A 26,162-nucleotide genomic window follows, 5' to 3' on the forward strand; every position below is an offset into this window, starting at 1 on the left:
GCGGAAAACTGGAAACGCAGGCGGCCGGGCGGCCGCGAGACCCGGTCCGGGTGGCGAAAACCATCCGCCGCGGGATACGTCTCTCGTCTAGGAGTGCGTTGCCATCACAGACGGACGCGCGGCCCCCTCGCCTTCCGTCCCGCCTTTGCCGCGAAACGCCCGACCCTCGGCATCGAAGACATGCAGGCTGCCGACATCCGCCCCGAGCTTGAGACGCGCCCCGCGCTCGACATGCACGTTGCCGGGAAGCTTGGCGATGAAAGGATGCTCTTCATCCTCGGTCTTGAAATAGACGAGCTGCACCTCACCGAGATATTCCGCATAATCGACGACGCCCTCGAAGATGTGCTCGCCCTCGGTGATGCGAAGCTCCTCCGGCCGCACACCGACATCGACGGCAGCCCCTTTGGCGGAAGCGGGCGTTGGAACCGGCACCTGCATCTTCGTGCCGTTGGCATAGGCGATGAGCGTTTTCGGACCGGGTTCCTCGATCCGTGCCCGCAGAAGGTTCATCGCCGGTGAGCCGATGAACTGGGCGACGAACAAGTTCGTCGGCTCTCGGTAGAGCTCTTCCGGCGTCCCCACCTGCTCGATGAAGCCGTCCTTCAACACCACGATACGGTCGGCCAGGGTCATCGCCTCCACCTGATCGTGGGTCACGTAGATCATCGTCGTGTCGGGCAGAGATTCCTTCAACTTCGCCACCTCGATACGGGTCGCCACCCGCAGGGCTGCGTCGAGGTTCGACAACGGCTCATCGAACAGGAAGACCTCCGAATTGCGGACGATCGCACGACCGATGGCGACCCGCTGCCGCTGCCCACCGGAAAGCGCTTTGGGAAGCCGGTTGAGATAGGGGGTGAGCTGCAGGATCTCCGCCGCCTGGCGCACGCGCGCGTCGATCTTCGCCTTCTTCTCGCGCGCAATCTTCATGCTGAAGGCCATGTTGTCGTAGACCGTCATATGCGGATAGAGCGCGTAGGACTGGAACACCATGGCGATGCCGCGCTTGGCGGGCGGCACGTCGTTCATGAGCCGGCCGCCGATCCGCAACTCACCGGAGGTCATTTCCTCGAGACCCGCGATGACGCGCAACAGGGTCGATTTTCCGCAACCCGACGGCCCCACGAAGACGATGAATTCGCCAGGATCGATATTGAGATCGATGCCGTGAAGAACCTCGTGATTGCCGTAGGATTTCTTCACCTGCTTGAGCGCAACACCCACCATGGCTTACTTCCTCGTTGCTTCGTTCCGGTGGCGCTGCCTCGCGCGGCACCGGGCAATCCAAAATCGTCTTCTCTCACAACCCGGCCGGAGCGAAAGCCTCACCCGGCCTGCTCTTTCGACACGGCTCAATGCTCTGACGCGCCCGGCATCAGCTTGATCACCAGACGTGTCAGCGGACCTGGAACGCGGTTGCGAATTTCCGCCTCGTTCTTGCGGTTGATCGCAGCCCCGACGAGCTTCGCGCCGATATAACGGAACGGTTCCGGCGGCAGGCTCGCACGTCCGGCAAGGCCCACGAGCCCGCACTGGCTCCAGCGATCTTTGTGACCGAGCGCCAGGCTCGCGAGGATACGGCCGCCGATCGGCGCCTGCGCGATGCCCGTGCCGTTGTAGCCCATGCCAAAGAAGATGTTGGGGTGGCCCTTCAGGTGATCGAACACCGGCACATGTTCCGGCACGCAGTCGATCGGCCCGGCCCAGTCGAATTCGATCGGCACACCACGCAATTGCGGATAGAGGCGATGAAGCTCGCGCACATTATCGCGGGCCCCCTGCGGGTTGCGGTTGAAACTCGCACCGAAATCGCCGCGGAACGCGACGCCGCCGGTGCCGCGACCGAGAACGACGCGCCCCTCGTCCGTCCGCTGGTAATAAAGCACCTGGTCCTGGGAATCGCAGATGGCCGCCCCGTCTCGCCAGCCGATGCGATCGAGCGTGTCGGGCGTCCTGCCCGTCGCAATCACCCGGCTGTCGACCACATACATATGGCGCCTGAGTTCCGGCAGGGCGGACAGCCAGGCGTTCGCCGCCAGCACGACCTTATCGGCCTCGACCACGCCGTTCGGCGTGCGCAACTTTGAGGGCGCGCCGGGGGCGATCTCCTGCACGGGGCTGTGCTCATGGACCGTGACACCGCGCGAGATCGCGAGATCGCGAAGACCGCGCGCCAGCTTCGCCGGCTGCACCGTGCCGGCGTTTTTCTCGACGACGCCGACATAAGATGCGCTCGACCCGGTGCGCCGCTCGATGTCTTCTGCGCTGAGCAGCTCGAAACGATCGGCGCCCGCCGCCTCGGTCATGGCAACGGCTTTCGCCCAGGCACCTTCCTGCGCGATCGAACTTGCCGTCCACAGCCAGCCGTCGAGCCTCAGATCCATATCGACGAGACCGGAACGCTGCAGCTCGTCGAGTTCGGCGATCGCATCGACGGAGGCAAGGCAGAGACTTCGGGCCTCCTCTTCGCCGACGACCGCGCTCAGCCGATCGATCTCGGCGAACCAGGAATGCACCTGACCGCCGTTTCGCCCCGACGCGCCGGAACCGCAGAAATCCGCCTCCAGAAGGACGACCCGGGTGTCGGGCGCGGTTTCCTTGATCCGCAAGGCGGTCCACAGGCCGGTATACCCGCCCCCGACGATGGCGATATCGGCGCCTACGCTCCCCGCCACCGGCGGCGTTGCCGCATCCGCTCCGATATCCTGGAGCCAGAATGCCCGGTCGCTCGGTTGCGCGGCACTCGGCTGCCTCAAAGTGATTGTGGCCATCAGATTTTCCTAGCCGTAACGACGAATTGCGGAAGCCCGGACGACGCGGTCAGGCAGTCGGACTTTGCGACCGGGGCCGCGGCAAGTCCGTCCGCAACGACAGACCCCTGCCGGCCCCCGAGATATCGAAGATCCCTCGCGCCCATCGCCTATTTGCCGATGCCCTCGGCAAGACCGCGGATGAAGTAGCGCTGGGTCGCGAAGAAGATGATGACGATCGGCAAAGCCGAGATGGTCATCGCGGCGAAGACGACGGAATAGTCAGTGCCGTGCTTGGCCATGATGGCCGTCAGCCCGACCGGCAAAGTCGTCATGTCCGTGCCGCTCGTGAACACCATCGCGAAGATGTATTCGTTCCATGCGAACAAGACATGCAGGATGATGCAAGACGCGATGATCGGCCGACACATCGGCAGGATGATCCGCCAGAACCTTTGGCCTTCGCTCGCACCATCCATCGTCGCCGCCTCGTCGAGCTCGCTCGGCAGATCGAGCATGTAGGCACGAATGAGGAAGGTGGTGAACGGCACGCGAAACGCCGTGTAGAGGATGATGAGCGCCCAGAAGGAGTTGTAGAGGCCGAGCGCCTGAAACATCTTGACGAGCGGAATGAGCGCCACGGTCGGGCTGAGCATCAGGCCGCCCAGAACCACGATCAGAACGATCGGCTTGCCCGGCAGTTTGCTGCGCGTCAGCCCGAACGCCGTCCAGGCGCTGATCATGACCGTGCAGATCGCGGACGCGACCGTGACGAGAACGCTCACCACGACATAATCGCGCACACCCTGGTTCCAGGCACGCACGTAGTTCCGCCAGGACCAATGCGTGGGCAAAGCGAACGGGTCGCCAAAAATCTGGACGTTGTTCTTGAAGCCGTTCATCGCCATCCACAGAAGCGGATAGACGACGACGATCCCGAGGCAGATGAGGAACGACCACAGGAAGGCCTTGGAGAGCGGCGTCCAGATGCTGGTTTCCTTGACGGGTGCCGCCGTTTCCGTGCTCACCATTGCACCCTCCGCCGCTTCGTATACCAGAGCTGGGCGATGCCGGTGAGGAGCGTGACGACGAAGACCACCGCCGCGATCGCCGCGCCATAACCGAAATTGTTCTCGATGAAGCCCTGCTGATAGAGCCAGGTTCCCAGGACCTGACTGCTGTTGTTCGGCCCGCCGCCCGTCATCACCATGACTTCGTTGAACACCTGGAAGGCGCCGGTGATGGTGACGATGACCATGAGACCGGTCATCTCGCGGGTGAGCGGAAAGGTGAGGCTCCACAGCCGCCGGATCGGGCCCGCCCCGTCCATGATAGCCGCATCGAACAATTCGCGCGGGATCTTCTGGATCGCGACAGCAAACAAGAGCGTCGAATAGCCAAAGCCCTGCCATTGGCTCATCGCGATGATGGCGTAGATCGCCGTGTGTTCGCTGCCGAGCCAGGGCTGAATGAGAAAACCGAGCCCGACATTCTCGAGGGCCGCGTTCAGGAGGCCGATTTTGGGCTGGTAGATGAAATAGAAGAGAAGGCCGGTGACGGTGATCGAAATGGCGGAGGGAATGAAATAGACCGCGCGCCAGAAACGCCGCCAGCGATCGCTTGCGAGCCCCTCGATGGTCGCCGCCAGAACGAAGGCACCGAAGACCTGGAAGACGATCGACAGCCCGGCATAGGCAAAATTGTTCCAGAGCGCGCGCCAGACGACAGGGTCGTTGATCAGCCGCTCGTAATTGGCGAGCCCCACATGCAGGACCTCGCCGGTAAAAATGTCTTCCTCGGTCGTGCTGATCAGAAAATTGTCGACGATCGGATAATAGACGAACCAACACAGGACGATCAGCGAGATCGCCACCCAGCGAAGCGACGCGGCGTTGCGCAGGTGGACGCGCCAGCGTCCACCTGCCACCGTTTCAAGCGCATCTTCGTTTCCGGTGCTGACGGAAAGCCGCCCCAGATCCGAACCTGTCGTTTTCACCGACGGGCCTCCGCCTTGGCCGCCTCCCGGACCTTCTCCACGACCTCTTCCGGGGTCATGGTATCTCCGGCGAGCGCCTGCAGGCTGGTCAGCCACGCCGCGGCCACATGCGGCGTGTTGGCCGTGTCGAGCCAGGGCATCAGGTAGGACGCCTCGGCGATATCCTGCATGCCCTCGACAACGGTCGGGCTCGACACCTCTTCGTTGACGACGCCCTTGACCGCGGTCGGCTGGCCGTAAGGGGGTGCCGACACGATCTTGGCATTCTCAGGCGAGGTCACGAACTTCATGAAGTCGATCGCAAGCGGGATGTTGGAGGAGCGGGCATTGATCATGTAGCCCTCCGGCGCCCCCTCGATGGCCTTCGGATCGCCCTCCGCATCGGCCGGCGCCGGCAGCTGGAAGAAGCCGAAATCCTCGACCTTCAGAGGAGAATCCTCCGTCGCGCTTTGATCGAACTCCAGGATTTCCTGATAGTACATCGCCGACTGAGCGTTGCTGAACGCCTGCAGAGCGGACGCATAGGACGTGCCGTTCATCGAGGCGCCGTCCGTGCAATGCTCTTCGATCTCTTTGAACTCTTTGAGGGCCTTCACGTAGCCGGGATGCGCGTATTCCGCCTGTTCCGGATCGAAATCCTTCTCGAGCGTCGCCTGCGGCACGTTGTAGGCAAGCAGCTGGCCGACATAATGAACGACAGGCCAGGCTTCCTTGTTGCCGAGCGAGATCGGCGTGACGCCCGTCTCCTTGAGCGCGTCGCAGGCGGAGATCAGCTCGTCGAAGGTTTCCGGCTTGTCGATGCCGGCCTTCTCGAACATCGCTTTGTTGTAGCCCATGAACTTGGCGTCGAGATAAAGCGGGATGCCGAAATATTTATCGTTGTAGATGAACGATTTGACGGCAGCCGGCGCGAAGGTCTCGCCCCATTCCGTGCCCGGTCCGATCACCTTCGTCAGATCGACGGCGCGGTTGCCGCGGACGAAATTGTGGCCCCAATTGCCAGTCCAGGTGAAATAGATGTCGGGCAGCGAGTTGGAGGCGACGAGCGTCTTCGTCTTGCCCTTGACGCTGTCGTCGCTCTCCTGGTCGAGCTCGACCGTCACGCCCGGATGCAGCTCTTCATATTTCTTCGCCAGATCCACAAAGAACGGCGAAAGTTGCTCCAGACCGAATTTCGTGAGGACGGAGATCGTCCCCTCATACGTCACAGGGGCGTCGGGATCGGCCACTACGACCTCTTTCAGCGGTGCAGCCGAACCCGCGGCCGTCGAAAGGGTCAGTGCGGAGACGGCGACGCCTGCCATCACCGCGGCCTTCAGTGGATGCTTCATTGCTTCTCCTTCAGTGCGGTTGAACCCATTGTTCGCATCGCCCCGCGGGCGAGGTTTCTGTCGGCGAGGCGGCCATTCCGGGCTGCCGCCGGCACATCGAGCGGCCGGCGCCCAATGGGCACGCATCCGCAAGGCAAATGGGTTTGCGGCAAAACTAGTCTGACATCTTTTGAGCGAGAGGCGACGGCGGCATAGGGGCGGCAGCCCGCGTTCGAGCGTCGGGATCGAGAACCGATTGCAGGTCGCAGCGAATGCAGCGCGCATGCTCCCCGCGCCCAACGACTGCCGTCATGGCGGACATGGGCCGCCTCCGAGGCGCGTGGAAAATCCTGCGCAGGCACACGGAGAGAGGCCTGGAAACCGGCGTTATCGGCGGACTTGCGAGCCTTCAGGGCGCTGGCGAGCTGTGCGGAAGCACGCGCGCAGCAGTTTGCGTCTGCCACCGCGCCAAAGTTGCGCCCGGCGTCGACAGGGGTTGCCGCAGCAACACTGATCTCGCCTGAGCCCATCGCGCCAACCCCTTTGGCATGGTGTCAAAGTCGCTGAAAAGAGGTGACCCTTTCCATTAGACGTCAGACAACATTGCCGTCGGCGGAGTGTCAAGGCGGAAATTTCGCCGTGCTCAATATTGCTGCAACGCAGCATTCGCGAGTTCCGAAACCTGCATTCTTTGGCTTTTCCGAGAAAAGCAGGACAGCAGCATCCGAGAGAAGGCCCTACGCTACGGTAGCTCCGACCCGAAACGGCGGGCAATAAATTGTGCTTTGCAAATGAAAAAAGACAAGCGCTGAAAGCCCGGCGCGCGAAGAGACGCCGCCCTGCCCTCTGCCTCACCTCGCCTCGGACCTTACAGCTTCTGAAGCTCGCCGCGGATCAAGGCCGCGCTGTCGCGCATCGGCGGCAAAGGGTCGAGCCAGTACTGGGAAGAGGTGAATTCGAACGAAAGACTTCCCGCATAGCCGCCGCTCTGAAGCTCGGCGAGGAACGTTTGAAGCGGGTAGGATCCGTCGCCCCAGGCGAGATGGGCGCCCGCATCATCGCCGTCGATGAAATGCACATGCGCCAAATCGGGGCCGAAGCGCGCGAGATAATCACCGATCGTCTCGCCGGCAGCCACCATCGCCGCCGTATCGAGAATGGCCTTCACGGCCGGCGAGCGAAGCTCCGCCATCATCCGGGCGAGATCGGCGCTCGTATTGATGACGTTCGATTCGGCCCGCGTCAGAGGCTCCAGCAGAAGCGTGATACCGAGCCTTTCAGCGTGCCGGCAAAGCAGCGAAAGGCCGTCAGCCGAGCGTTTCCAGGCCTCTCCCGCATCCTGGTCGGCATAGCCCCAACCCGGCGTCACGAGGAGATAGGGGCTCTCGAGCTCGACGCAGGCCGACAGGCTCTCGAGAAAATACCTCAAACTGCGCTCGCGGATCACAGCCTCTTCGGCCGCGATGTTGATCGGATAGATGCATTGTTCCGGCGTGAAACAGACGAGCTCAAGCCCCCGCACCCGAAGATCGTCGAGGATCTCGCGCGCCGATTGGAGCCACGGATCGCCGAGGTAGAAATGCGGCTGCGCGCCCCACAGCTCGACACGCGTCAGACCGGCTTCCGCGACATCGTCCAGAAACCGCGCAAAGGAGTGGCGGAAATAATGGAAGTTCATCCCACAAAGCTGACCTGCCGCAAGCCTCGCCATGATTTCCCTGCCCGGTTTTCTGTTCGTCACGCGATTTCGCGGCCGATCGATACCAGCAGATCAGACGTCTGACAATTCAGGAGCACATACCGCGGCAGCACCGCTCCACCGGCAACAGGCCTCTACGGGCGCCTCAGCCTCCTCACTTGCGCGCGAAATTGAAGGCGAAATGGCTGCCCTTGTACCAGTCGCTGGCAAACATGATCGGCTCGCCGGAGCGCGTAAAAACCGTTTCGTCGATCAGAAAGGCCGGGCCGAAATCGGAGAGCCCGTGGCGGGAGACGGCGCTTTCCGGCAGCATTTCCGCGCGCGCCTCCGCCGTCGACATGCGCGGTGGGTAGCCATAGCGTTCCAGGACGGCATTGAGCGAGCCGCTCCAATCCACCTCGTAGATCGGATCGGAAATGAGGCTGCGGCGGATCATGGCGAGGCAGTAGATGAGCGGCTTGCGCTCATGCAGCCGCAGCCGTTCCAGCCGGATGATGGTTTCGCCGGGCGCCAGCTTCAACGCCGCCCGCACCGCCTTGTCAGGTGTCTCCTCGGAAAACCCCAACACACGGTTTTCATAGCTGTAACCGAAATGGCCGGCCATCTCGGTAATGCTCTCGAAATGCGTGATCGAGCGGGCGACATGCAGCGTCCCGGCCGCCGTCAGAAAACGGCCGCGCCCGTGCTCGACGGAGAGAATCCCCGCCTGCTCCAAAAGCTTGAGCGCCTCGCGGATGGTCGGGCGCGAACCGCCGAGATGCGCCTTGAGCTCAGCCTCCGTCGGGATCTTCTCGCCAGCCTTCAGGCCCCGCTCCGCGACGAGATTGAGAATGCCGTCGCGGAACCGCATGACAGTCGTCTGCCCTCCCCCACCAGCGCCAGCCATGTCTGCGTCCTCGCCTCTTTGCGGCATCGGGTCGTCGGTCCTCCCGAATCCCTGCCTCAATCCCTGCCCCGATCCCTGCCATGCGCGGACGCTGAGCGCCCGCATCGACACCTTACCCGCCTAAGGCGGAACGTAGCGAGTTGACAAGTGCCTGTTGTCGGGCCATCAACTTGTCAGACAACATGGCCGTCACCGAAAGGCGACCTGTCTGGACGGTAAGAAGGATCATCCGCTGATGCTCAATTTTGACGAAAAGCGTTTTCTCGCGATCCAATCGGGCGCGGTTGCAACGGCCGGAGAGCTCGACGCGATCGTGGGCGCGGCTCTCGAGGCCGGCGCGCCCAACATCTTCTTCCTCGGCACGGGCGGCGCGGCGATCCTGATGCAGCCCGCCGTGGACCTTCTGCGCGCCCGCTCCGCCTTCCCGGTTTTTGGCGGCCACACGGCGGAGCTCCTCGCCGCCGGCTCCACCAATCTCAAAAAGGGCTCGCTCGTCATTCTCCCGTCCTTGTCCGGCACGACGAAGGAGAGCGTTGCCTTCCTCGAACTCGCCAAGAAACGGGGCGCCGAGGTCGTCTCTCTCGTCGGCCACGCCGATACGCCGCTCGGCCGCGACGCCGACCATGCGATCGTCAACTTCGCTGCCGACGACACGTCATCGGAGAGTTTTTACGTCCAGTCGCTCTTTGCCGCGCTTTCGGTGATGAAACACCGCGGCGAGATCGATAATTACGATGCCCTCGTCGCCGAAATTCAGCACTTGCCGCGCGAGCTTCTGCGCATGAAAAAGGCGGTCGAGCCGAAGGCGGAAGATTACGCCAAGGTGATCGCGGGCTCCGACTGGCACATCGTCTGCGGCGCCGGCAATGTCTGGTACGAGGCGTTCTATTACGGCATGTGCATTCTGGAAGAGATGCAGTGGATCCGCACCCGCCCGATCCATGCGGGCGATTTCTTCCACGGCACTTTGGAGCTCGTGGAAAAGGGCGTCAGCGTCATCCTGATGAAGGGCGAAGGCCCGAACCGGGCGCTGGCCGAACGCGTCGAAGCCTTCGTGCCGAAGGTCGGCGGCTCGCTCACCATCCTCGACACCAAGGATTACCCGACCGAGGGGCTGTCGGCGGAAGCGCGAGAGCTGCTCGCTCCGGCCTTCCTCGCCACCATGCTGGAGCGCATCAGTGCGCACCTTGAGGTGATGCGCGACCATCCGCTCACGACGCGCCGCTATTATCGCCGTGTCGAATACTGAGCCATGGCTTGCCGCCGTCGGTGACAATTGCATCGACGAAATCGGGGCGAAGCCGGACGAAGGCGCCGGCTTCCACCCCTCGGTGCGGCTTGCCGGCGGCAATGCCGTGAACGTCGCGGTGCAGGCCCAGATCTTGGGCCTGCCCTCCGCCTATTTCGGCGCCGTCGGGCGCGACGCCAATGGCGACATCATCGCCCGCGAGCTTCATCGCAACGGCGTCGATACGAGCTTTCTCGTCCGCCGGGCGAAGTCGACCTCCGTCACCCAGGTGCATGTGACGGACAAAGGCGAACGCATCATCGCGCTTGAGGATTTCGGCGCCTGCGCCGGCTACCGGCCGAGCGAAGCGGCGTTTGAGCGTCTTCTTGAAGCCGCGCATATCCATATCGGCTGGTTCGACGATGGCGGTGCGCTGAAGCGGCGCCTCAAGGCGGCCGGCTGCTCGCTCTCCCAGGATCTCTCGGTCAACAACGCGCCGGAGCACCTGACGCCCGACGCCCTCGACATCGCCTTCTGCTCGCAGCCGGGCTCACCGCAGGCCGCAGAAACGCTCGGCAAAGGCCTGCTCGAAAAAGGCGCAGGCCTCGTCGTCGTCACGCGCGGCGCAGAGGGCGCCTCCGTGATTTCCTTAGGCCGCAGCCTGCATCTGCCAGCCGAGCCGATCAGCCCCGTCGACACGACGGGCGCCGGCGACAGTTTCATCGCAGGCTTCCTGGTGGCGCGCCTTCAAGGCGCCGACGACGCGGAGGCGGCCAGGGCCGGCATAAGCCGCGCCAGCGCCACCTGCCTCCACGAAGGCGGCTTCCCCCAGCGAAGCGAATAGGCCCGAACCAAGCGAATAGGCGCGAGCGAATAGCTCACGCGCCCGAAAAACACCCGCCGCACAAAAGCGAACGGCCCGGGGATGGATCTCATCCCCGGGCCGCTTTTAAGCGTTGATGTCGGTATCAGCCGATCAGAACTGGAAGTCAGCCTGATCGAGATCGGCGGCGTTGACCCCGACGAGGGTCAGAATGTCGCCGTCACCGAGCTCGATCGTGGCGTTCCCAGCAGCATCGCTGCCGATCGACCCTTGCACATCGGCGAAGCTTCCAAAGCCCGATCCCGTCAGGTTGATGAGATCGGTGCCGTTCTCGAAGCCCCAGACGATGTCCGAGCCATTGTCGGCGACGGAGACGTAGATGTCCTGCGCCCCGTCATCGGCCCCGAGATAGATGACGTCATCGCCCGCGCCGCCATAGGCGACATCGGCGCCGTCGGAGGCGAAGATCGTATCGTTGCCGGCACCACCATAGATGGTGTCGTTGCCAGCACCGGCGCCAAGCTCGTCGTTTCCGAGCCCACCGCCAGAGACGTCGTTGCCGTTGCCCGACAGGACGACATCGTCTTCGTTGCCGCCATAGCTCGTGTCGTCATCGTCGCCGCCATAGGTCGTATCGGCTCCCTCGGCACCGAAGAGCACGTCCTGCCCGGCCGCACCGAAGCCGAGATCGTTGCCGGTCCCGCCACCGATGAAGTCGTTGCCCCCACCACCGGCCTGCTCATCGTCGCCGGCACCGCCATACATCTGGTCGTTGCCTTCGCCGCCGGCCGCCGTGTCGTTGCCGTTGCCGCCGAACATCAGATCGTCGCCGTCGCCGCCGAAGGAGAGGTCGTCGCCGTCACCGGAGAAAAGCGTATCGGCACCGCCGCCGCCTTCGATCGTATCGGCCCCGAGACCGCCGGCGATCGATTCCGAATTATCCGACCCTTGGAGATCATCGTCTTCGTCTGTGCCGACAGGAGGCGTCGGTTCCGAGGGGCCGCCACCCGGCATTCGATAGGAAATCGTTCCGCCGGTGAACGAGAAATAGCTGGCGTTCAGATCATCCGGCACGTCGATGATGACCTGGGGCGTGCTGCCGCCATTGACGTTGATCGTCAGCGAACCACTGCTGTACTCCAACGAGTCGATGGTTTCGCCGCCCAGTAGCTGCACCGAGATGACGTCACCCAGACCGAAGTCGGTGATGGTGTCACCGTTGAGCTCGGAGGCAAAACCCGAGAACGTGTCGTTGCCGGCACCGCCGGTCAGCGTATCGGCCCCTGCGCCACCGACGATGAAATCGGCACCGTCGCCGCCGGAGATCACGTCCACGTCGGCGCCCCCATCGAGGGTGTCGGCCCCGGCACCGCCGGAGAGCGTGTCGTCGCCGTTTAGGCCGTAGAGCCGGTCGTTGCCGCCATTGCCGACGAGACTGTCGGCACCGTCATTGCCGCGCAACGTATCGGCCGCGCTGCCGCCGCTCAACGTATCGTCGCCCGACCAGCCATAGACAATGTAGCTCTCGGCATTTTCCGTCGTCGCAAGGGTTGTGGCCCCCTCGCTGAACGTGGCGACATTCATGTTATCGACACTAAAGGTCAGCGCTCCAGTGACCGAGGTCGCCAGAGAGACCGTGTCGGCTCCATCCCCAAGATCGATGCTGTCGCCGCCAGCGATGCTGTCGCTACCCTCGACCGACACGGACACAAAGTCGTTGCCGGCTCCGGCATCGACGGTATCCGTACCGGCATCCGTATAAATCGTGTCATTTCCGGCACCGCCATCGAGGCTGTCCGCCCCGTCGCCGCCATAAATGGTGTCGTTGTCATCGCCACCGGAGATCGTGTCGTTGCCGGCATTGCCGGTGAGATAATCCGCCCCAGCACCGCCGAGGACGGTATCATTGTCGTTGCCGCCGTAAATCGTATCGTTGCCGGCGTCGCCGCTCAGGCTGTCGGCACCGTCGACACCGTAGATCGTGTCGTTCCCGTCGCCACCTTCGGCCGTATCGTTGCCCACATCGCCGTAGAGGTAGTCGTTCCCGGCCCCGCCGATGAGCGAATCGTCGCCGATGTCACCGTAAAGATAATCGTTGCCGGCACCGCCATCGAGCGTATCGTTGCCGCCATTGCCGTCGAGCGTGTCGTTGCCGGCGCCGCCCGTGATCGTATCCGCGGCCGACGTGCTGCCGGTGACGTTGAAGGCCTCGACGTTTTCGAACGTCGCAAGCGTGTCCGCTCCGTCGGTCACGGTGGCCACGTTGGACCCATCGACGCTCATTTCGAGCCCGACGCCGGTCCCGCCTTCCGCGCTGATATAAACGGTGTCCTCGCCGTCACCGCCGTTGATGCTGTCGCCACCACCGGCAAGCACGGTGATGTAATCACCGTCATCGCCACCATTGACCGTATCGGTACCCGTTCCGGTCAAGATCCGGTCAACGCCCGCATCGCCGACGAGGGAATCGTCATCGGCACCGCCGTCGATCGAATCGGCGCCACCGCCACCGCTGATGGAATCGGCGCCCGCGCCGCCAACGAGCGTGTCGGTCCCGCCGCCGGAGTTGATCGTATCATTATCGCTGGAGCCGACGACCCTGAAAGACTCGATGCTGTCGGCACCCACCAGCGTGCTGGCGCCGGTGGAATCTGTCATCACCCCGCTCAGGGAATCGTCACCCGTGAAGACGACCGGCCCCACATTGCTGCTCGCATCGATGTAGAGGGTATCGGTGCCCGCGCCGCCGTCGACCGTATCGGTCTCTCCGGCATCGGCCGCGACATAGATGCTGTCGTTGCCGTCACCGCCATCGACGATGTCGCTGCCGATGCCGGCGTTGAGGGAATCATTCCCGCCCCCGCCGAGGATGCTGTCCGCACCGTCGCCGCCGAACAGCGTGTCGTTGTCGACATTGCCGCTCAACGTGTCGTTAGCCGAGGTACCCGTCACATAAAACTGCTCGATGTTTTCAGCGGTCGAGAGCGTTGTCGCTCCAGTACCATCCGTCATCACCCCGCCATCGATGCTGTCGCCAGTGAAAATGACCGGGCCGGCCTGGTTGCTGGCGTCCAGATAAAGCCGATCGGTGTCAGCCCCGCCGTCGATGCTGTCACCGTCGCCCGCCAGGACGGTGATGGTATCGAAGCCCGCACCGGCATCAATCGAATCTGCGCCATTGCCGGCCGAAATCGTGTCACCCCCGGCTCCGGAAGCAACGGTATCATTGCCGCCGCCGCTGACGATCGTGTCACCTCCGTCGCCAGTGATGATCGAATCCGCACCGCTGCCGGTGTTGATATTGAAGGTCTCGACGTTGTCGACCGTCGCAAGAGTGTCGGCCCCAGACGTCATGACGCTGGATGCCGAATTGTCGAAGACGAAGTTGACGTCGGTCGCAAGCGCGCTGGCGTTGAGCGTCAGCGTATCGGTGCCGACGCCGCCGTCGATGCTGTCACCGCCGCTCACATCGGCGATGACACTGATACGGTCATTGCCATCTCCGGCATCGATCGAATCGGCGCCTTCGCCGGTCGAAATCGTATCGCCCCCGGTGCCGGTTGCGATTGAATCATCAAAATCGCCAGATGTTGAGATGTCGAAGCGCTCGACAGTGGTGAGGCTCGCCAGCGTGTCGGCGCCGGACGTCATGAGGCTGGTGCCCCCATCGACCCACGTGAAATCCACAGCTGCGGCTATGCCGGTCGCATCAAGCCGCGCAGTGTCCGTCCCGTCGCCACCATCAATGGTGTCGCCGCCACCTACGGCATCGGCAACCACCCGGATGTCATCGCTGCTCTCAAGCGCCGAGATCGAATCGGCACCCTCTAGACCGTAGATGGTGTCGGCAAAAGCCGTTCCTTGGAGGGTGTCGTCGTTGTTGCTGCCGTTGATAATTGCCATCGCGGTCGTCTTCCTTGTTTGGTGGGAGGCGAGCAAATTGCCGCACGTCGTCCTCAGCGCTAGACAACAATTATTGCGAGAGGATTAATGGCCGCATTACTACTCGATCTGCATCTACAGGTAGAACATTTTTGAATAGACCGCAAATCGTAGCCGGCTATGTGAATTTAACCGGTCACGATATGTAATTTATAAGGATATAATATAGAAAGAAGTCTTATATTTAGGAATAGATACAAACATTATATAACGATACATTTTGATTTTAAATCTACGCACAATCATGTCGTACAAATTGGACTGACATGGACGGGTGTCAAAATCCGGGGTTTGCACCGCAGAGAGCAGGCAAAGGCCGACGCACGCGACCACCGAGCGCACATGCCCGAGCGCGCGTGCCTGAGCGTCCGGCGCACATCCTGGGTGAAGCTGTCGGTGAAGGGCGCGGGAGCCCGAGAGAGGGGGAGCAGGGACCGCTCAGCTCCTTCCCGGATCAGGCCCCTGAATAGGCTTTGAGCGACAACCGCCCCGCGCGTTCGAGGTCGTCGCGCTCAATGGCAGAGAAATCGGGCGCGCAAAACTCGGGGCGGCCGGCGAGCGCGATGAACACGCCACGATACAGGCCGGTTTCGGGCTGATGCTGGATGGCCGCCGCTTCGCCGTCGATCCGGACAAGAAAAATGCCGGCCTGCTTCGCCAGGTTCGTCAGCTCGAAAAGCGGGAACTGGTGGAGCTTGCCGCGACGCAGCGCATGGACGCGCTCCACCGGAATATCGAGGAGCTGCTGCGCGCGCTCATCGGAGAGCCCGTCGAGCGCCTGAGCGAGACACATCATCAAATTGGAACGCGAACGCATCTCCCGCGCCTCTTCAGGTGTGGCGCAGAGCGCGTCCCAGACGCAGGTGGCGGACCTCTCCATGGCTCCTCGTTCCGACGCGGATGATGCGTCTGCGAGAATCCCCTTCGACAGGGATTCGGATTCAGCTCTCTGGCTCGCCGAAGATCTGCTCGTTCTGCTCGCGCTTGGCCGCCTCCGAAGCCTCGCGCGCCTCGAACACATAGCCGAAGAGCCGAAACAGCGTATCGTTGATGTAGAACATCTCCACATTCCCCTGATCCACACCGAAATCCGAGATTTCGACAAACTCACCCTCGGTCGAGACACAGACGACGTCGCCCGTCGTCGGCGCCGCGCCCCATTCGCGCAGCTGGCGGGCGACGGCCGCGAGGTCCGACGAGCCCGACTTGTCCACGATGCGATCGAGGTTCCACTCGTCGAGGCAACGCCCGTCGAGCCCCCAATCGTCCTCGATCGCATAGGGATTTGGCCTGTCCCCGTCATAGCTGAAAGAGATGCGCGTGATCGTCGTATAAGGATCGCGGAGCTCGGCCGTGGCCAGATCGATATGGCGGCCAAAGAAACGGAGGTCGCGCTCGCTGTCCTCAAAGAAGCACTTGGCCCGATCCGGCGCGTCGTTGTCGCAGAAGGAGAAGCCGATCGCTTCCATGGCGGCATCTTTCGCCATGCCGAGCTGCACGCCGACGACGCTGAAAGGCTGGGCATTGTCCTCAACGACCGGCTCGCGGCTGCAGGCACCGATCAGTGCGCTTGCCACGATGAGAGCGGACATCGATGCCAGTCGGTGCAACGTCATGATTCTGCTTCTCCTTTATCGCCCGAGGCGACGTACCGGCGCGAAACCGGCGCGTCCAGGCCCGCCGGGTGTTTTTCACGCCCCACAGACCTGTTGGAACGGCAGAGGGAGCAGACCGCTCCCGCCCCACAGCCCGCACCGAGACCCGGCGGAGGTCGCGATTGGCGAGAGGATCTTCGTGTTGAAATGATGCAATGCGAGGGAGCGAAGCGCTCCAGCCACGATCGCGTGCACGCTGCGAGCCTGGGCTACTTCCCCGGAGCGTCCACTGCCATGCCCCGCACCAGAGCCGCGAACTGGCCGCCCTCGAGCGCCTCCAGAACGGCCATCGGACATTCGCTATTCCACCGCTCCGCCCGCACCACGGAATGCAGCCACTTGCGGCGCTCCTCCGCTGAGGCGCCGGCAATCCATTCCGGTGATCGGCAGGAGAACTCGCTGTCGAACTCGACGTCCGGTCCGCTAAGCCCGCATTCCACCGCCGCCTCCAGCATCTCGTGGTAGCCGGGCAGCGCCGTGATCGTCTCCGGCGTCTGATGCGGGTGGTCCTGGTATTGATCGAGCAACTGCCGCGCAGAAGCCAGAAATGTGCTCATAGTCGGCTTTTTCACGTGATGCTGGCGCGCCTGTGCCACTCAACGCCCGATACTGCCCTCACCCGACCGTGCCGGGACGTCAAGCTGCGGGAACCTCAAGGGGAATTTGGCGCACCCGACAGGATTCGAACCTGTGACCTCTGCCTTCGGAGGGCAGCGCTCTATCCAGCTGAGCTACGGGTGCTGCTCACGCCCATGTAACCGATCAAAGGCGGGCCTGCAACGGCGTGTCGACGCCTGCGGCGCGTTTATGGAAGAGCAAACGCGGAAGCGCTTTGCTCGGCGCCGCACTCTCCTCGTCACGGCGGGCGTTACCACCCTCCGCCTCGGCGCCGATTTGCCATCGCCCCCACATCTGCCTAGTTCTTGCTCAAGCGAAGCAGGGAGGCACAAAGCCGTGAGCGACAATCCGATCCTGAAACGCGTCTATGCGCTCGCCGGGGACCGCGACGAAACGCGCAATGTCTATGCCGCATGGGCCAGGGACTACGACACCGACACGTTGCGCGGCATGGGCTACGTCGCGCCGAAGCTTGCGGCCGCGGCCCTTGCCGACCTCGTCGACGCCACGGCGCGCGTGCTCGATGCCGGCTGCGGCACGGGCCTCGTCGGCGAAGAACTCTCCCGCCATGGGCTGGGCGCCGTCGATGGCATCGATCTGTCGCCGGGCATGCTGGATGTGGCGGCGGAGAAGAACGTCTACCGCAATCTCGACGTGGCGGATCTGACGGAGCCTTTGAACATTGCCGACGGCAGCTATGACGCGGCGATCAGCGTCGGGGTTTTCACTTCCGGTCATGTCGGCCCCGATGCGATCGCCGATCTTGCCCGCGTGGTGAAGAAGGACGCGCCTCTCGTCATCACCGTGCACGAAAATGTCTGGGAGGCGCAGGCCTATCCCGATGCGCTCAGCCGCTTCGAGGCGGACGGACATCTGCGCATCAACGAGCTCATCGAAGCGCCCTATCACGAACGCGAGGGCTATCGCTGCCGGCTGTGCCTGCTGTCTGCCGCGTGAGACAGTCCCGTCTCGGGAGAGACGCAAGCGCGTCAATACGTGTCACGCCCTGCCCTCGAAAGCCGCGATAGCATGGTCTTGCCAAGGCCCCGCGCCACGGCCCCCGCACAGAGGAGCAGGCCCATGAGCGAGAACTTCCCGGAAACCCTGCAGGAGGTCACCGAAGGCATCGAGCTTCTGCAAGGCGCCATCCCTGACCTGATGCAGGCCTTCGGCGCGCTCGGCGAAGCCGCCTCCGAGGAGGCCGCCCTGTCGCCGAAGGTCAAAGAGCTCATTTCGCTCGCAATCGCCGTATCGGTGCGCTGCGATGGCTGCATCGCCTACCATGCCAAAGCCGTGGCCGATTGCGGCGCCACGCGCGCGGAGGTGGCCGAGGCGATCGGCACCGCCATCCATATGGGCGGCGGCCCCTCGGTGGTCTATGGAGGTGCGGCCCTCAGAGCCTTCGACGCCTTTCTGGAAGACCACGGCTGAGGCGCAATCGTGGAAGGTGGCGGGCGGCCTGACGAAGCCATTTGATGATTGAGAACAACACAACCGGCCGCGATCTTTGAGCATGATCCGCATCTCCACCAACATCGCGCTTGCCGAAGACGAAATCGAAGAGCGCTTCGTCCAGGCGTCCGGCCCCGGCGGGCAGAACGTCAACAAGGTGGCGAGCGCGGTGGAGCTGCGCTTTGCGCTTGCCGCCTCGCAGAGCCTGCCACCCGACGTAAAGCAGCGCGTCACCGGCCTTGCCGGCCGCCGCCTGAACAAGGATGGCGTCCTCGTCATCCGCGCCGAACGCTTCCGCAGCCAGGAGCAGAACCGCGAGGATGCCGAAAAGCGCCTCGTCATGCTCATCCGCCAGGCTCTGACCGCACCCAAGAAGCGCCGCCCGACACGACCCACCCGCGCCTCAAAGGAGCGGCGCTTGCAGACGAAGAAGGCCCGCGGCGCGCTGAAGAAAGAAAGACGCGGCGAATGGTGAGAAGGTAAGCCCCGGCGAAATGCCCGGCTCGCCTTCTCTTTGCTTGTGAGACAAGAACAGGCAGTCTAGCCATATCGGATGAGCGATGGACTGAGACATACCGGCTTCTTCAGCGACGAGGCCTGTTTCTGGCACGGTGGCGGCAATTACGCCTTCATGGTGCCGGCCGGCGGGCTGGTTCAGCCCATGAACGGGCTACCGGAAAGCCCGGAGAGCAAACGGCGGCTCAAGAACCTCTTGGAGCGCACCGGCCTCATCGCCGAGCTCGATCAGCGCTCTGCCGCACCGGCGACGGACGAGATGCTGCGCCGGGTCCATCCGGAACATTATCTCCGCGAATTCAAACAGCTCTCCGACGCGGGCGGCGGCGAGCTCGGTCAACGCACCCCGTTCGGGCCGGGCGGTTACGAGATCGCCGCTCTCTCGGCAGGCCTTGCGACAGAAGCGCTTCGCGCCGTCCTCGGTGAGGAAATGGTCAACGCCTATGCGCTGTCGCGCCCGCCGGGACATCATTGCCTGCCGGATCGGCCGATGGGCTTTTGTCTTCTCGCCAATATCGCCATCGCCATCGAGACGACCTTCGCCGAGCGGCGGGCGGAGCGCATCGCCGTCGTCGATTGGGACGTGCATCACGGCAACGGCACCGAGGAGATCTTCTACGGCCGCAGCGACGTCCTGACGATTTCGCTCCACCAGGAAAACAATTACCCGCCCGGCTCGGGACAGATCGAGGCCCGCGGCGAAGGAGCCGGCGAAGGCTACAACATCAACGTCCCGCTCCTGCCGGGCGGCGGCCACGACGCCTATCTCTACGCCTTCGAGAAGATCGTGAGCCCGGCCCTCACCCGGTTTCGGCCGGACGCGATCATCGTCGCCTGCGGCTTTGATTCCTCCGGCGTCGATCCGCTCGGGCGCATGCTTACCTCGGCCTCGACCTTCCGCCAGATGACACGGATTCTGATGGAAAGGGCGCTCGAACTCTGCGGCAGCCGCCTCGTCGTCGTCCATGAAGGCGGCTATTCTGAGCTGCATGTGCCCTTCTGCGGGCATCAGGTCATCGAGACACTGTCGCGCTCGCAGATCCATGCGCCGGATCCGCTGGAGGAGCGCATCGCGGGCCAGCAGCCCTCGCCGCGCGCCCGGGCTTTCCAGCGCGTTCTGATCAACGAAATGGCGGGCTTTCTCGGGTTTTAGCGGCCATCCGCCGGCTCAGGAGAAATCTCCCGCGCAAGGCGGGAGATTTTGGTGCAAGCACGTTAGGCCTCCCCTGCGCCGCTCAAGGGCCGCGTCAGCTGACGCCCTTCAAGACCGGCATCCATTGCGCCGGCACATAACGATAGCCGTCGCCGTCCTTGCCGATATGCCCGGTCGCCGGGAACGGGAAGTGATAGGAAGCGATGCGCATGCGCTCCTCGGCCACCATGTCGAGAATGCGGTGGCGCGTCTCGCGTGCCGCATCGGCATCCTGATCGAACACCGCCGACCAGTCCGGATGAGTGACGAAAAGCGCCGGATGGTTGGTCGTATCGGACAGGAACATCATCTTCTCGTCGCCCGATGCGATCGCGAAGACCGTGTGTCCCGGCGTATGGCCATGCGCGTCGATCGCGGTGATGCCGGGCAAAAACTCCTCGTCCCAGGAAAACTGCGTCAGGCGATCATCGAGCGTGCCGAAAATCTGCTGCGCGAGATCGAAATTCCCGCGCCGCCCTTCCGGCGCATTGTCCTTGTTGTCGTCGCTCATCCAATAGGCATATTCCGGCTCCGGCACGAAGACTTCGGCATTCGGATAGACCGGCGCGCCGTCCTTGGTGGTGAGCCCCATGATGTGATCGCCGTGGAAATGGCTGATCACCACCTTGGTGACGTCTTCCGGCGCCATGCCCGCCGCCGCCATGCCGCGCTTCAGCTGGCCGGCCGTGGGCGGGCCTTTCTCGCCGAAGCCGGTATCGAAGAGGATGAGATCCTCGTCCTTGCGCAATGTGAGCGGCGTGAACGGAATGAAGAGCTTGTCCTCCGGCAGAAACGCCTCGCGCAACGCCGCCTTCACGTCCTGAAGCTCGGCATTGACGACGAAACCGTCCTGAAGCGGGCGCTCCGCCATGCCGTCGGAGAGCTGCGTGACGAGGAAATCGCCGAGCTGATAGCGATAGGCGCTCGGAAGCTGCTCGTCCGGCGCCGCCGACATTCCGGCCATCTCTTGATTTCCTTCAGATGCGCTCTGCGCGTCGGCTCTGCCGATGCCGCGCGTCAAGGCGGCTGCACCGGCTGTCCCGGCGGCCAGGGTGAGAAAAAGTGATCTCCTGTCGAGATGCATACGAACCTCCCTCAAGGTCAAGTCTCGCAACCGAAACTAGGAGGCAGACGGCGCTTGTCAGGTCGCCGGCAGCGCGCCTTGGACAAATCGCTGTGAGGCGAGAGGCTTTTCAGGTTTCGCGGATACGGCCGCGTCCCCCAAAGAGCGGCATGATCTGGACGACGAAAAAGAGAAAAAAGGCGGCCGACCAGAACGTCCCGCTGCTCGCCAGGAGCGGACGGTAGAGATCGACGACGAGCGGCGCCGCAACCCGCAAAAGGGCGCCCGCATGGACGAGAACAATGGCGAGCCGCACCGCCTTCCCGACCGGCCGCCCCGGCTCAACCGAAACCGCAAGGCGTGCCATGACGGCAAGCGTCATCGTGCCGATCGCCCCGGCAGAGAGCGCATGCAGCGCCGCATCGGCGGGCACGAGAGAGGCAGGCGACGCGGCGAGGGCGGCGAGGCAAAGCCCGGCAATCAGCCAGAGATAGCCGCCGTGAAGGGCAAGCGTCGGCAGATCACCGAGAAGGAAGCCCCGCCAGCGCAGGAGGCGCGCAAGGTTGATGAGGGCGGCCATCCCCGCCAGCACGAAAGTGAGCGGATGCGACGGCACGAGCACCCAGGCGACAAGACCGGCTGAGAGAGACAGAAGCGCGATCAGATCGAAGCGGCGATAGGGCTCCGGCACGCGCCCACCCGCTTCATCTCCGAGAGCGAGACGCGTGAGCTCAGGCACGAGACGCCCCCCGACGGCCCCGATGAGGAGAGCCCCGACGGAAATGCCGAGGCGGGAGAGAAGTGCCACCATCTCATAATCGGCCGCCCCATCACCCAAAGCGAAGACGCGATGCGCCAGAGAGGCCGCCGCAAGAAGGGGGAAGAGGACGAGCCCGTGCTTGGACTGTTTTGCGCCCGGAAAGCGCGACAGCTTTAAGAGCACGCCGGCAACGGCGAGAGGAAAGAGAACGTCGACCGCCGTTCCGATGGCGAATGGCACGAAGAGCGGCAGCAGGCGGCCGGCGATCCAGAGGAAGAAAAGAAGCGCGAGCGACCGCCCGGGCAGTGCCCCCTCCCCCGCACCCTCGCCAGCAAGCGACAGAAGATAGCCCGCCATCACCGCCGGCAGATAGCCGAACACCATTTCATGCGCGTGCCATGCAAGTGCCGGCATGCCGGCAACCTCGACGGGCTCAAACAGATAAAGCCACAGCCAGACGGGTACGGCCGAGGCGGCAAAAAGCGAGGCGCCGATGAAGAACGGTCGGAAGGGCGCAGCAAGAAACCAGCCGCTCCGCCGACCGGGATCCGCGGCGGCCGCAGCGGAAAACGCAGACATCGCTCAGCTCGAAATCCGGCCGATCCTGACGCGCCATTCGTCCGGGCCGCGCTCGACATATTCCCAGGTGAAGTCGCCCGGGATGGCGATCTGCAGATAATGAAACAGACCCATCGGATCGTGGTCGTTGACGATGAGAAGGGCCTCGCCCGTCTGAAGCTCATCGAAGGCGGCAAAGAAGGCGACACGGCGCATCGGCTTCGTGACCTCGCGCAAATCGACGAGCCGGTCCTCGGCGGCAGAAACGGTCATGCCTTCATCCTCCACGTTCCAAACAGGGCTGAAATCTAGGCCGGCGACCGCCGCCGCTCGTTGCGCCACCACAAACTGGGGACGCGAGGCTTCCTCTGCGAAGGGACGACGCACCAATCTGGCCGTCTCTCCCTGCCCTTAAAAAAACTCATCCAGCATGAGGTGGAATTGCAGCCGTCGCCAATCGACGTCGACGACGCCATATTGCTGGAGAAACCGCTCCTGAAGCGAACGGTCGAACTCACCAAGGCAGTTCCACATGATGGCAAGGTCCTGGTATCGATCCGCGACACCGGCCTTCCCGACATCGATGCACCCCGTCACCTCGCCCTCGAAGATCACGAGATTGTCGAGCGAAAAGTCGCCATGCGTGACGACCGCATCCGGCGCAAGCGGCAACAGGCGATGCATCTCCTCCCACACCTGTTCGGCCGTCCATCCTTTCCGCTCGGCGTCGAAATCGTCAACATCGACCAGGCCCGCATCGAGGCGCTCTCGCGCACGGGCGAGGCTGTAAGCGTGATCGCTTTTGAAGGGGCAGACGCACACCGGGATCGCGTGCAGCCGGCGCAAGAATGCCGCCAGCGCGTCGACAATGGCCAAGCGCGTCGCGGGATCGGCCTCCAACACCTGATAGGCCGTCTTCCCGCGGAGAGCCGTCGTCACAAGCCATGCCTCGCTGGACGTCCGCGTGAAGCTGATGAGGGCCGGCACCGATATGTATCCGGCGAGCCAGCGCAATCTCACCATTTCATCGCTCAGATCATCCGCAAGGCCACCTTCGCCGTGCTTCACAAACGCGTCCGGGCCGTTCGGTTTGCCGTGCAGCCGAAAGACAGACCCCCCCGACTGACCGACACTGTCGCGCATCCACCGATACCCCGCCAGGTCGCCGGACATGTGGCCGGGCACCGACGCCGGCTCACACGCCTCTTCTCGATCCGCATCGCTCATCCACAAAGCCCCTCTGCAAGGAGGCGCTTTCCATAGGCCTCAAATGCGGCCTTTGCTGCGAACCTCACGGGACAGGACGACGCGCCCGAAGCCTGCTTGTCACGTCTTTCCGAGCCACCGCAGCACGCTGACGCCGCCGACAAGGCCAATAAATCGGGAGCCTCCGCACCAGTTTTGACAGGATGTCGCAACCGTCCTGCCCGCTTTTACTGACAGAATGTCGCACCACCCCAAATGGTCGAACGTTCGGTTCTTTGCTTTTCCGCAAAAACACTTTCCACGATCGGGTGTTCATTCCTGTCATCGAACGAGATCGAGATAGAAGGACGAGATCGATGATCACCCGCCGCTCCGCATTGATGGGTGCCGCCAGTGCCGCCACAGCCGCCTTTCTGGCGAGCGCTCCTGCCCGTGCCACCGAGAAGGCCTCCGATGGCCTCGCTCCCGCGACCAAGGTCGGCGATCTGCCGCGCGTGAAGGGCAAGCTCGTGACACCGCCGCATGTCATGGCGCACGACCAGGTCGCCAAGGGCGGACCCAAGATCGTCGAATTCAAGATGACGGTGCAGGAAAAGAAGGTCGTCGTCGACGACCAGGGCACCGAATTCCAGGCCATGACCTACGAAGGCTCCATGCCCGGACCGACGATGGTGGTGCATGAGGGCGATTATCTGGAGCTGACCCTGGTCAATCCGGAAACCAACACCATGCCGCACAATATCGATTTCCACGCCTCCACGGGCGCGCTCGGCGGCGGCGGCCTCACCCTCATCAATCCGGGCGAGCAGACGGTGCTGCGCTTCAAAGCCTTCCGCCCCGGCGTCTTCATCTACCATTGCGCGCCGACCGGCATGGTGCCCTGGCACGTCGTCTCCGGCATGAGCGGTGCGGTTCTGGTTCTGCCGCGCGACGGCCTCAAGGACGGCGAGGGCAAGCCACTCCACTACGACCGCATCTACACGATCGGGGAATTCGACCTCTACATCCCGCGCGACGAGGACGGGAATTACAAGACCTATGACGGCCCCGGCGAATCCTATTCCGACACGCTCGACGTGATGCGCGGCCTCATTCCGACCCATGTCGTCTTCAACGGCAAGGTCGGTGCACTGACCGGCGAGAATGCCATGACGGCCAAGGTCGGCGAGACGGTGCTCTTCATCCATTCCTGCGCCAACCGCGACAGCCGCCCGCATCTCATCGGCGGGCACGGCGATTGGGTCTGGGAAAACGGCAAATTCGCCAATGCCCCTCAGAAGGACCAGGAGACCTGGTTCGTGCGCGGCGGCAGCGCGGCGGCGGCCGTCTACACCTTCCGCCAGCCCGGCATCTACGCCTACGTCAACCACAACCTGATCGAGGCGGCGGAGCTCGGCGCCACCGGTCATGTGAAGGTGGAAGGCGACTGGGACAACGACCTGATGACCCAGGTGAGCGCTCCGGGCCCGATCCAGGCCTGAAGACCTGAGGACGAACCTTCCCGCCGACCGACAGGCCGGCGGAGCGGCCCGCCACGCCCCCCGGCGGGCCGCCCTACCTACCCTCAAGATGCGAGGAGGGGACGATGCAGCTTCATAAGACGCTTCGCGACGCCATGGCCTCAGGCGCGCTCCTCCTCGCCCTTTCCGGTTCCGTTTTCATCGAGCCCGCGATCGCCGCGGATAAGGCGCAGGACGATCCCGTCTTCGTGCGCATCGAGAGCCAGGAAGTCGCTTACAGGCCCTCCGGCGAATTTCTTCGCGGCAGCCACCCCGTCGATCCCCCGCTTGCGACGATCACGCCGGATCGCGCCTTCTTCATCATGAAACGGCAGGTGACGCGCGGCGAATATTCCGCTTGCGTCGCCGCGGGCGCCTGCCGGGCGCTGGACGAGGCGGGAGAAGCGTCGCTCCCCCTCGTCGGCGTCAGCTACGACGATGCCATGGCCTATGCCGCGTATCTGTCGGAGACGACCGGCGACCATTACCGCCTGCCGACGGACGAGGAATGGGCGATCGCGGCCGGCTCGCGCTTTCAGGACGATGGCCTCGGCGTCACGACCGATACGGATAATCCGGCGGAACGCTGGCTGGCAAGCTATGACGCAGAGGCCGCGCGCGCCCGCAAGGTCGAGGCCGAACCGCGGCCCGTCGGCAGCTTCGGTGAAAACGAGAACGGCCTGTTGGATATCTCAGGCAATGTCTGGGAATGGACGTCGACCTGTTTCACGCGCCACCGGCTCGACGAAAAGGGTGTTGCGAGCACCCATGAAAGCTGCGGCGTGCGCATCGCCGAAGGCGAGCACCGGGCCTATCTGACGAGCTTCGTGCGCAACCCGTCGGCCGGCGCCTGTTCGGTCGGCATCCCGCCCGCCAATCTCGGCATCCGGCTGGTGCGCGAAGAAACGACGTTCTTCGAACGCATCGGCGAAATCTTCGGCCTTTGAAACGAGCGGCAGACGCACCTCGCCCCGGCAAAGCACCGGGGCGCGCCCACCGCTGAGCC

The 26,162-nt window shown here is 63.6% G+C and carries 23 protein-coding genes and 1 tRNA gene; 8 read left to right on the forward strand and 16 right to left on the reverse strand.

The window, feature by feature from the left end:
• Window positions 1–87: 87 nt before the first annotated feature.
• The 7 genes from NYQ83_RS13455 to NYQ83_RS13485 all read right to left on the reverse strand — a co-directional run bounded on the left by NYQ83_RS13455 (window position 88) and on the right by NYQ83_RS13485 (window position 8,608).
• Window positions 88–1,230, reverse strand: a complete 1,143-nt coding sequence (locus NYQ83_RS13455; protein ID WP_261215293.1) for an ABC transporter ATP-binding protein — start codon at window positions 1,228–1,230, stop codon at window positions 88–90.
• Between the two features lie 125 nt (window positions 1,231–1,355).
• Window positions 1,356–2,774 (reverse strand): NAD(P)/FAD-dependent oxidoreductase, encoded by a 1,419-nt coding sequence (locus NYQ83_RS13460; protein WP_261215294.1) that lies wholly within the window; start codon window positions 2,772–2,774, stop codon window positions 1,356–1,358.
• Between the two features lie 149 nt (window positions 2,775–2,923).
• The gene (locus NYQ83_RS13465; RefSeq protein ID WP_261215295.1) at window positions 2,924–3,784 is read right to left on the reverse strand and encodes a carbohydrate ABC transporter permease; all 861 of its coding nucleotides are present in this window, start codon (window positions 3,782–3,784) and stop codon (window positions 2,924–2,926) included.
• Window positions 3,778–4,749, reverse strand: coding sequence for a carbohydrate ABC transporter permease (locus tag NYQ83_RS13470; RefSeq protein WP_234629186.1), 972 nt, complete (start codon window positions 4,747–4,749; stop codon window positions 3,778–3,780). Before NYQ83_RS13470 ends, NYQ83_RS13465 begins: the two co-directional genes overlap by 7 nt.
• On the reverse strand, window positions 4,746–6,080 hold the full coding sequence (locus NYQ83_RS13475; protein WP_261215296.1) for an ABC transporter substrate-binding protein: 1,335 nt from the start codon (window positions 6,078–6,080) through the stop codon (window positions 4,746–4,748). Before NYQ83_RS13475 ends, NYQ83_RS13470 begins: the two co-directional genes overlap by 4 nt.
• A gap of 847 nt (window positions 6,081–6,927) precedes the next feature.
• Complete coding sequence (locus tag NYQ83_RS13480) at window positions 6,928–7,770, reverse strand: sugar phosphate isomerase/epimerase family protein (protein ID WP_261215298.1); 843 nt, start codon at window positions 7,768–7,770, stop codon at window positions 6,928–6,930.
• 142 nt (window positions 7,771–7,912) lie between these two features.
• Window positions 7,913–8,608 (reverse strand): GntR family transcriptional regulator, encoded by a 696-nt coding sequence (locus tag NYQ83_RS13485; RefSeq protein WP_261215300.1) that lies wholly within the window; start codon window positions 8,606–8,608, stop codon window positions 7,913–7,915.
• Window positions 8,609–8,879: 271 nt separating this feature from the next.
• Here NYQ83_RS13485 and NYQ83_RS13490 point away from each other — a divergent pair, with 271 nt between their 5' ends.
• Both NYQ83_RS13490 and NYQ83_RS13495 read left to right on the forward strand, forming a co-directional pair.
• Window positions 8,880–9,893: an SIS domain-containing protein gene (locus tag NYQ83_RS13490; RefSeq protein WP_261215302.1), complete on the forward strand. Its 1,014-nt coding sequence runs from the start codon at window positions 8,880–8,882 to the stop codon at window positions 9,891–9,893.
• Complete coding sequence (locus NYQ83_RS13495; RefSeq protein WP_261215304.1) at window positions 9,880–10,716, forward strand: PfkB family carbohydrate kinase; 837 nt, start codon at window positions 9,880–9,882, stop codon at window positions 10,714–10,716. Before NYQ83_RS13490 ends, NYQ83_RS13495 begins: the two co-directional genes overlap by 14 nt.
• A gap of 132 nt (window positions 10,717–10,848) precedes the next feature.
• On the opposite strand, the gene NYQ83_RS13500 is transcribed toward NYQ83_RS13495, so the two are convergent.
• The 5 genes from NYQ83_RS13500 to NYQ83_RS13520 form a co-directional block, all read right to left on the reverse strand.
• Complete coding sequence (locus NYQ83_RS13500; protein WP_261215306.1) at window positions 10,849–14,598, reverse strand: beta strand repeat-containing protein; 3,750 nt, start codon at window positions 14,596–14,598, stop codon at window positions 10,849–10,851.
• Between the two features lie 493 nt (window positions 14,599–15,091).
• Complete coding sequence (locus NYQ83_RS13505; RefSeq protein WP_261215308.1) at window positions 15,092–15,517, reverse strand: hypothetical protein; 426 nt, start codon at window positions 15,515–15,517, stop codon at window positions 15,092–15,094.
• 61 nt (window positions 15,518–15,578) lie between these two features.
• Window positions 15,579–16,253: a hypothetical protein gene (locus NYQ83_RS13510; protein ID WP_261215310.1), complete on the reverse strand. Its 675-nt coding sequence runs from the start codon at window positions 16,251–16,253 to the stop codon at window positions 15,579–15,581.
• A 248-nt stretch (window positions 16,254–16,501) separates the two neighbouring features.
• On the reverse strand, window positions 16,502–16,849 hold the full coding sequence (locus NYQ83_RS13515; RefSeq protein WP_261215311.1) for a hypothetical protein: 348 nt from the start codon (window positions 16,847–16,849) through the stop codon (window positions 16,502–16,504).
• Window positions 16,850–16,956: 107 nt separating this feature from the next.
• Window positions 16,957–17,033: transfer RNA gene (locus NYQ83_RS13520), tRNA-Arg, on the reverse strand.
• Window positions 17,034–17,246: 213 nt separating this feature from the next.
• On the opposite strand from NYQ83_RS13520, the gene NYQ83_RS13525 reads away from it, so the two are divergent.
• The 4 genes from NYQ83_RS13525 to NYQ83_RS13540 all read left to right on the forward strand — a co-directional run bounded on the left by NYQ83_RS13525 (window position 17,247) and on the right by NYQ83_RS13540 (window position 20,031).
• Window positions 17,247–17,867 carry a class I SAM-dependent DNA methyltransferase gene (locus NYQ83_RS13525; RefSeq protein ID WP_261215312.1) on the forward strand — a complete coding sequence of 207 codons (621 nt, stop codon included), beginning with the start codon at window positions 17,247–17,249 and terminating at the stop codon, window positions 17,865–17,867.
• A gap of 123 nt (window positions 17,868–17,990) precedes the next feature.
• A complete protein-coding gene (locus tag NYQ83_RS13530) occupies window positions 17,991–18,341 on the forward strand; it encodes a carboxymuconolactone decarboxylase family protein (protein ID WP_261215313.1) in 351 nt (116 codons plus the stop codon).
• Between the two features lie 82 nt (window positions 18,342–18,423).
• Entirely contained in the window at window positions 18,424–18,837 is a 414-nt protein-coding gene (gene arfB / locus NYQ83_RS13535; protein ID WP_128290814.1) for an alternative ribosome rescue aminoacyl-tRNA hydrolase ArfB, read from the forward strand.
• A gap of 78 nt (window positions 18,838–18,915) precedes the next feature.
• On the forward strand, window positions 18,916–20,031 hold the full coding sequence (locus tag NYQ83_RS13540; RefSeq protein WP_261215314.1) for a class II histone deacetylase: 1,116 nt from the start codon (window positions 18,916–18,918) through the stop codon (window positions 20,029–20,031).
• 94 nt (window positions 20,032–20,125) lie between these two features.
• Here the strand turns inward: NYQ83_RS13540 and NYQ83_RS13545 are convergent, their stop codons facing one another.
• The 4 genes from NYQ83_RS13545 to NYQ83_RS13560 all read right to left on the reverse strand — a co-directional run bounded on the left by NYQ83_RS13545 (window position 20,126) and on the right by NYQ83_RS13560 (window position 23,678).
• Window positions 20,126–21,034, reverse strand: coding sequence for an MBL fold metallo-hydrolase (locus NYQ83_RS13545; protein WP_261215315.1), 909 nt, complete (start codon window positions 21,032–21,034; stop codon window positions 20,126–20,128).
• A 229-nt stretch (window positions 21,035–21,263) separates the two neighbouring features.
• A complete protein-coding gene (locus tag NYQ83_RS13550) occupies window positions 21,264–22,472 on the reverse strand; it encodes an NnrS family protein (RefSeq protein WP_261215316.1) in 1,209 nt (402 codons plus the stop codon).
• A 3-nt stretch (window positions 22,473–22,475) separates the two neighbouring features.
• Complete coding sequence (locus tag NYQ83_RS13555) at window positions 22,476–22,724, reverse strand: DUF2249 domain-containing protein (protein ID WP_128290810.1); 249 nt, start codon at window positions 22,722–22,724, stop codon at window positions 22,476–22,478.
• A 138-nt stretch (window positions 22,725–22,862) separates the two neighbouring features.
• Window positions 22,863–23,678 (reverse strand): APH(3')-I family aminoglycoside O-phosphotransferase, encoded by an 816-nt coding sequence (locus NYQ83_RS13560; RefSeq protein WP_261215319.1) that lies wholly within the window; start codon window positions 23,676–23,678, stop codon window positions 22,863–22,865.
• A 335-nt stretch (window positions 23,679–24,013) separates the two neighbouring features.
• Between NYQ83_RS13560 and nirK the strand changes: the two genes are divergently transcribed.
• Both nirK and NYQ83_RS13570 read left to right on the forward strand, forming a co-directional pair.
• On the forward strand, window positions 24,014–25,138 hold the full coding sequence (nirK, locus tag NYQ83_RS13565; RefSeq protein ID WP_128290809.1) for a copper-containing nitrite reductase: 1,125 nt from the start codon (window positions 24,014–24,016) through the stop codon (window positions 25,136–25,138).
• Window positions 25,139–25,242: 104 nt separating this feature from the next.
• Window positions 25,243–26,103: a formylglycine-generating enzyme family protein gene (locus NYQ83_RS13570; protein WP_261215323.1), complete on the forward strand. Its 861-nt coding sequence runs from the start codon at window positions 25,243–25,245 to the stop codon at window positions 26,101–26,103.
• The last annotated feature ends 59 nt before the right edge of the window (window positions 26,104–26,162 follow it).

The organism is Afifella sp. JA880, from assembly GCF_025379905.1.
Classification (GTDB): Bacteria; Pseudomonadota; Alphaproteobacteria; order Rhizobiales; family Afifellaceae; genus Afifella; species Afifella aestuarii.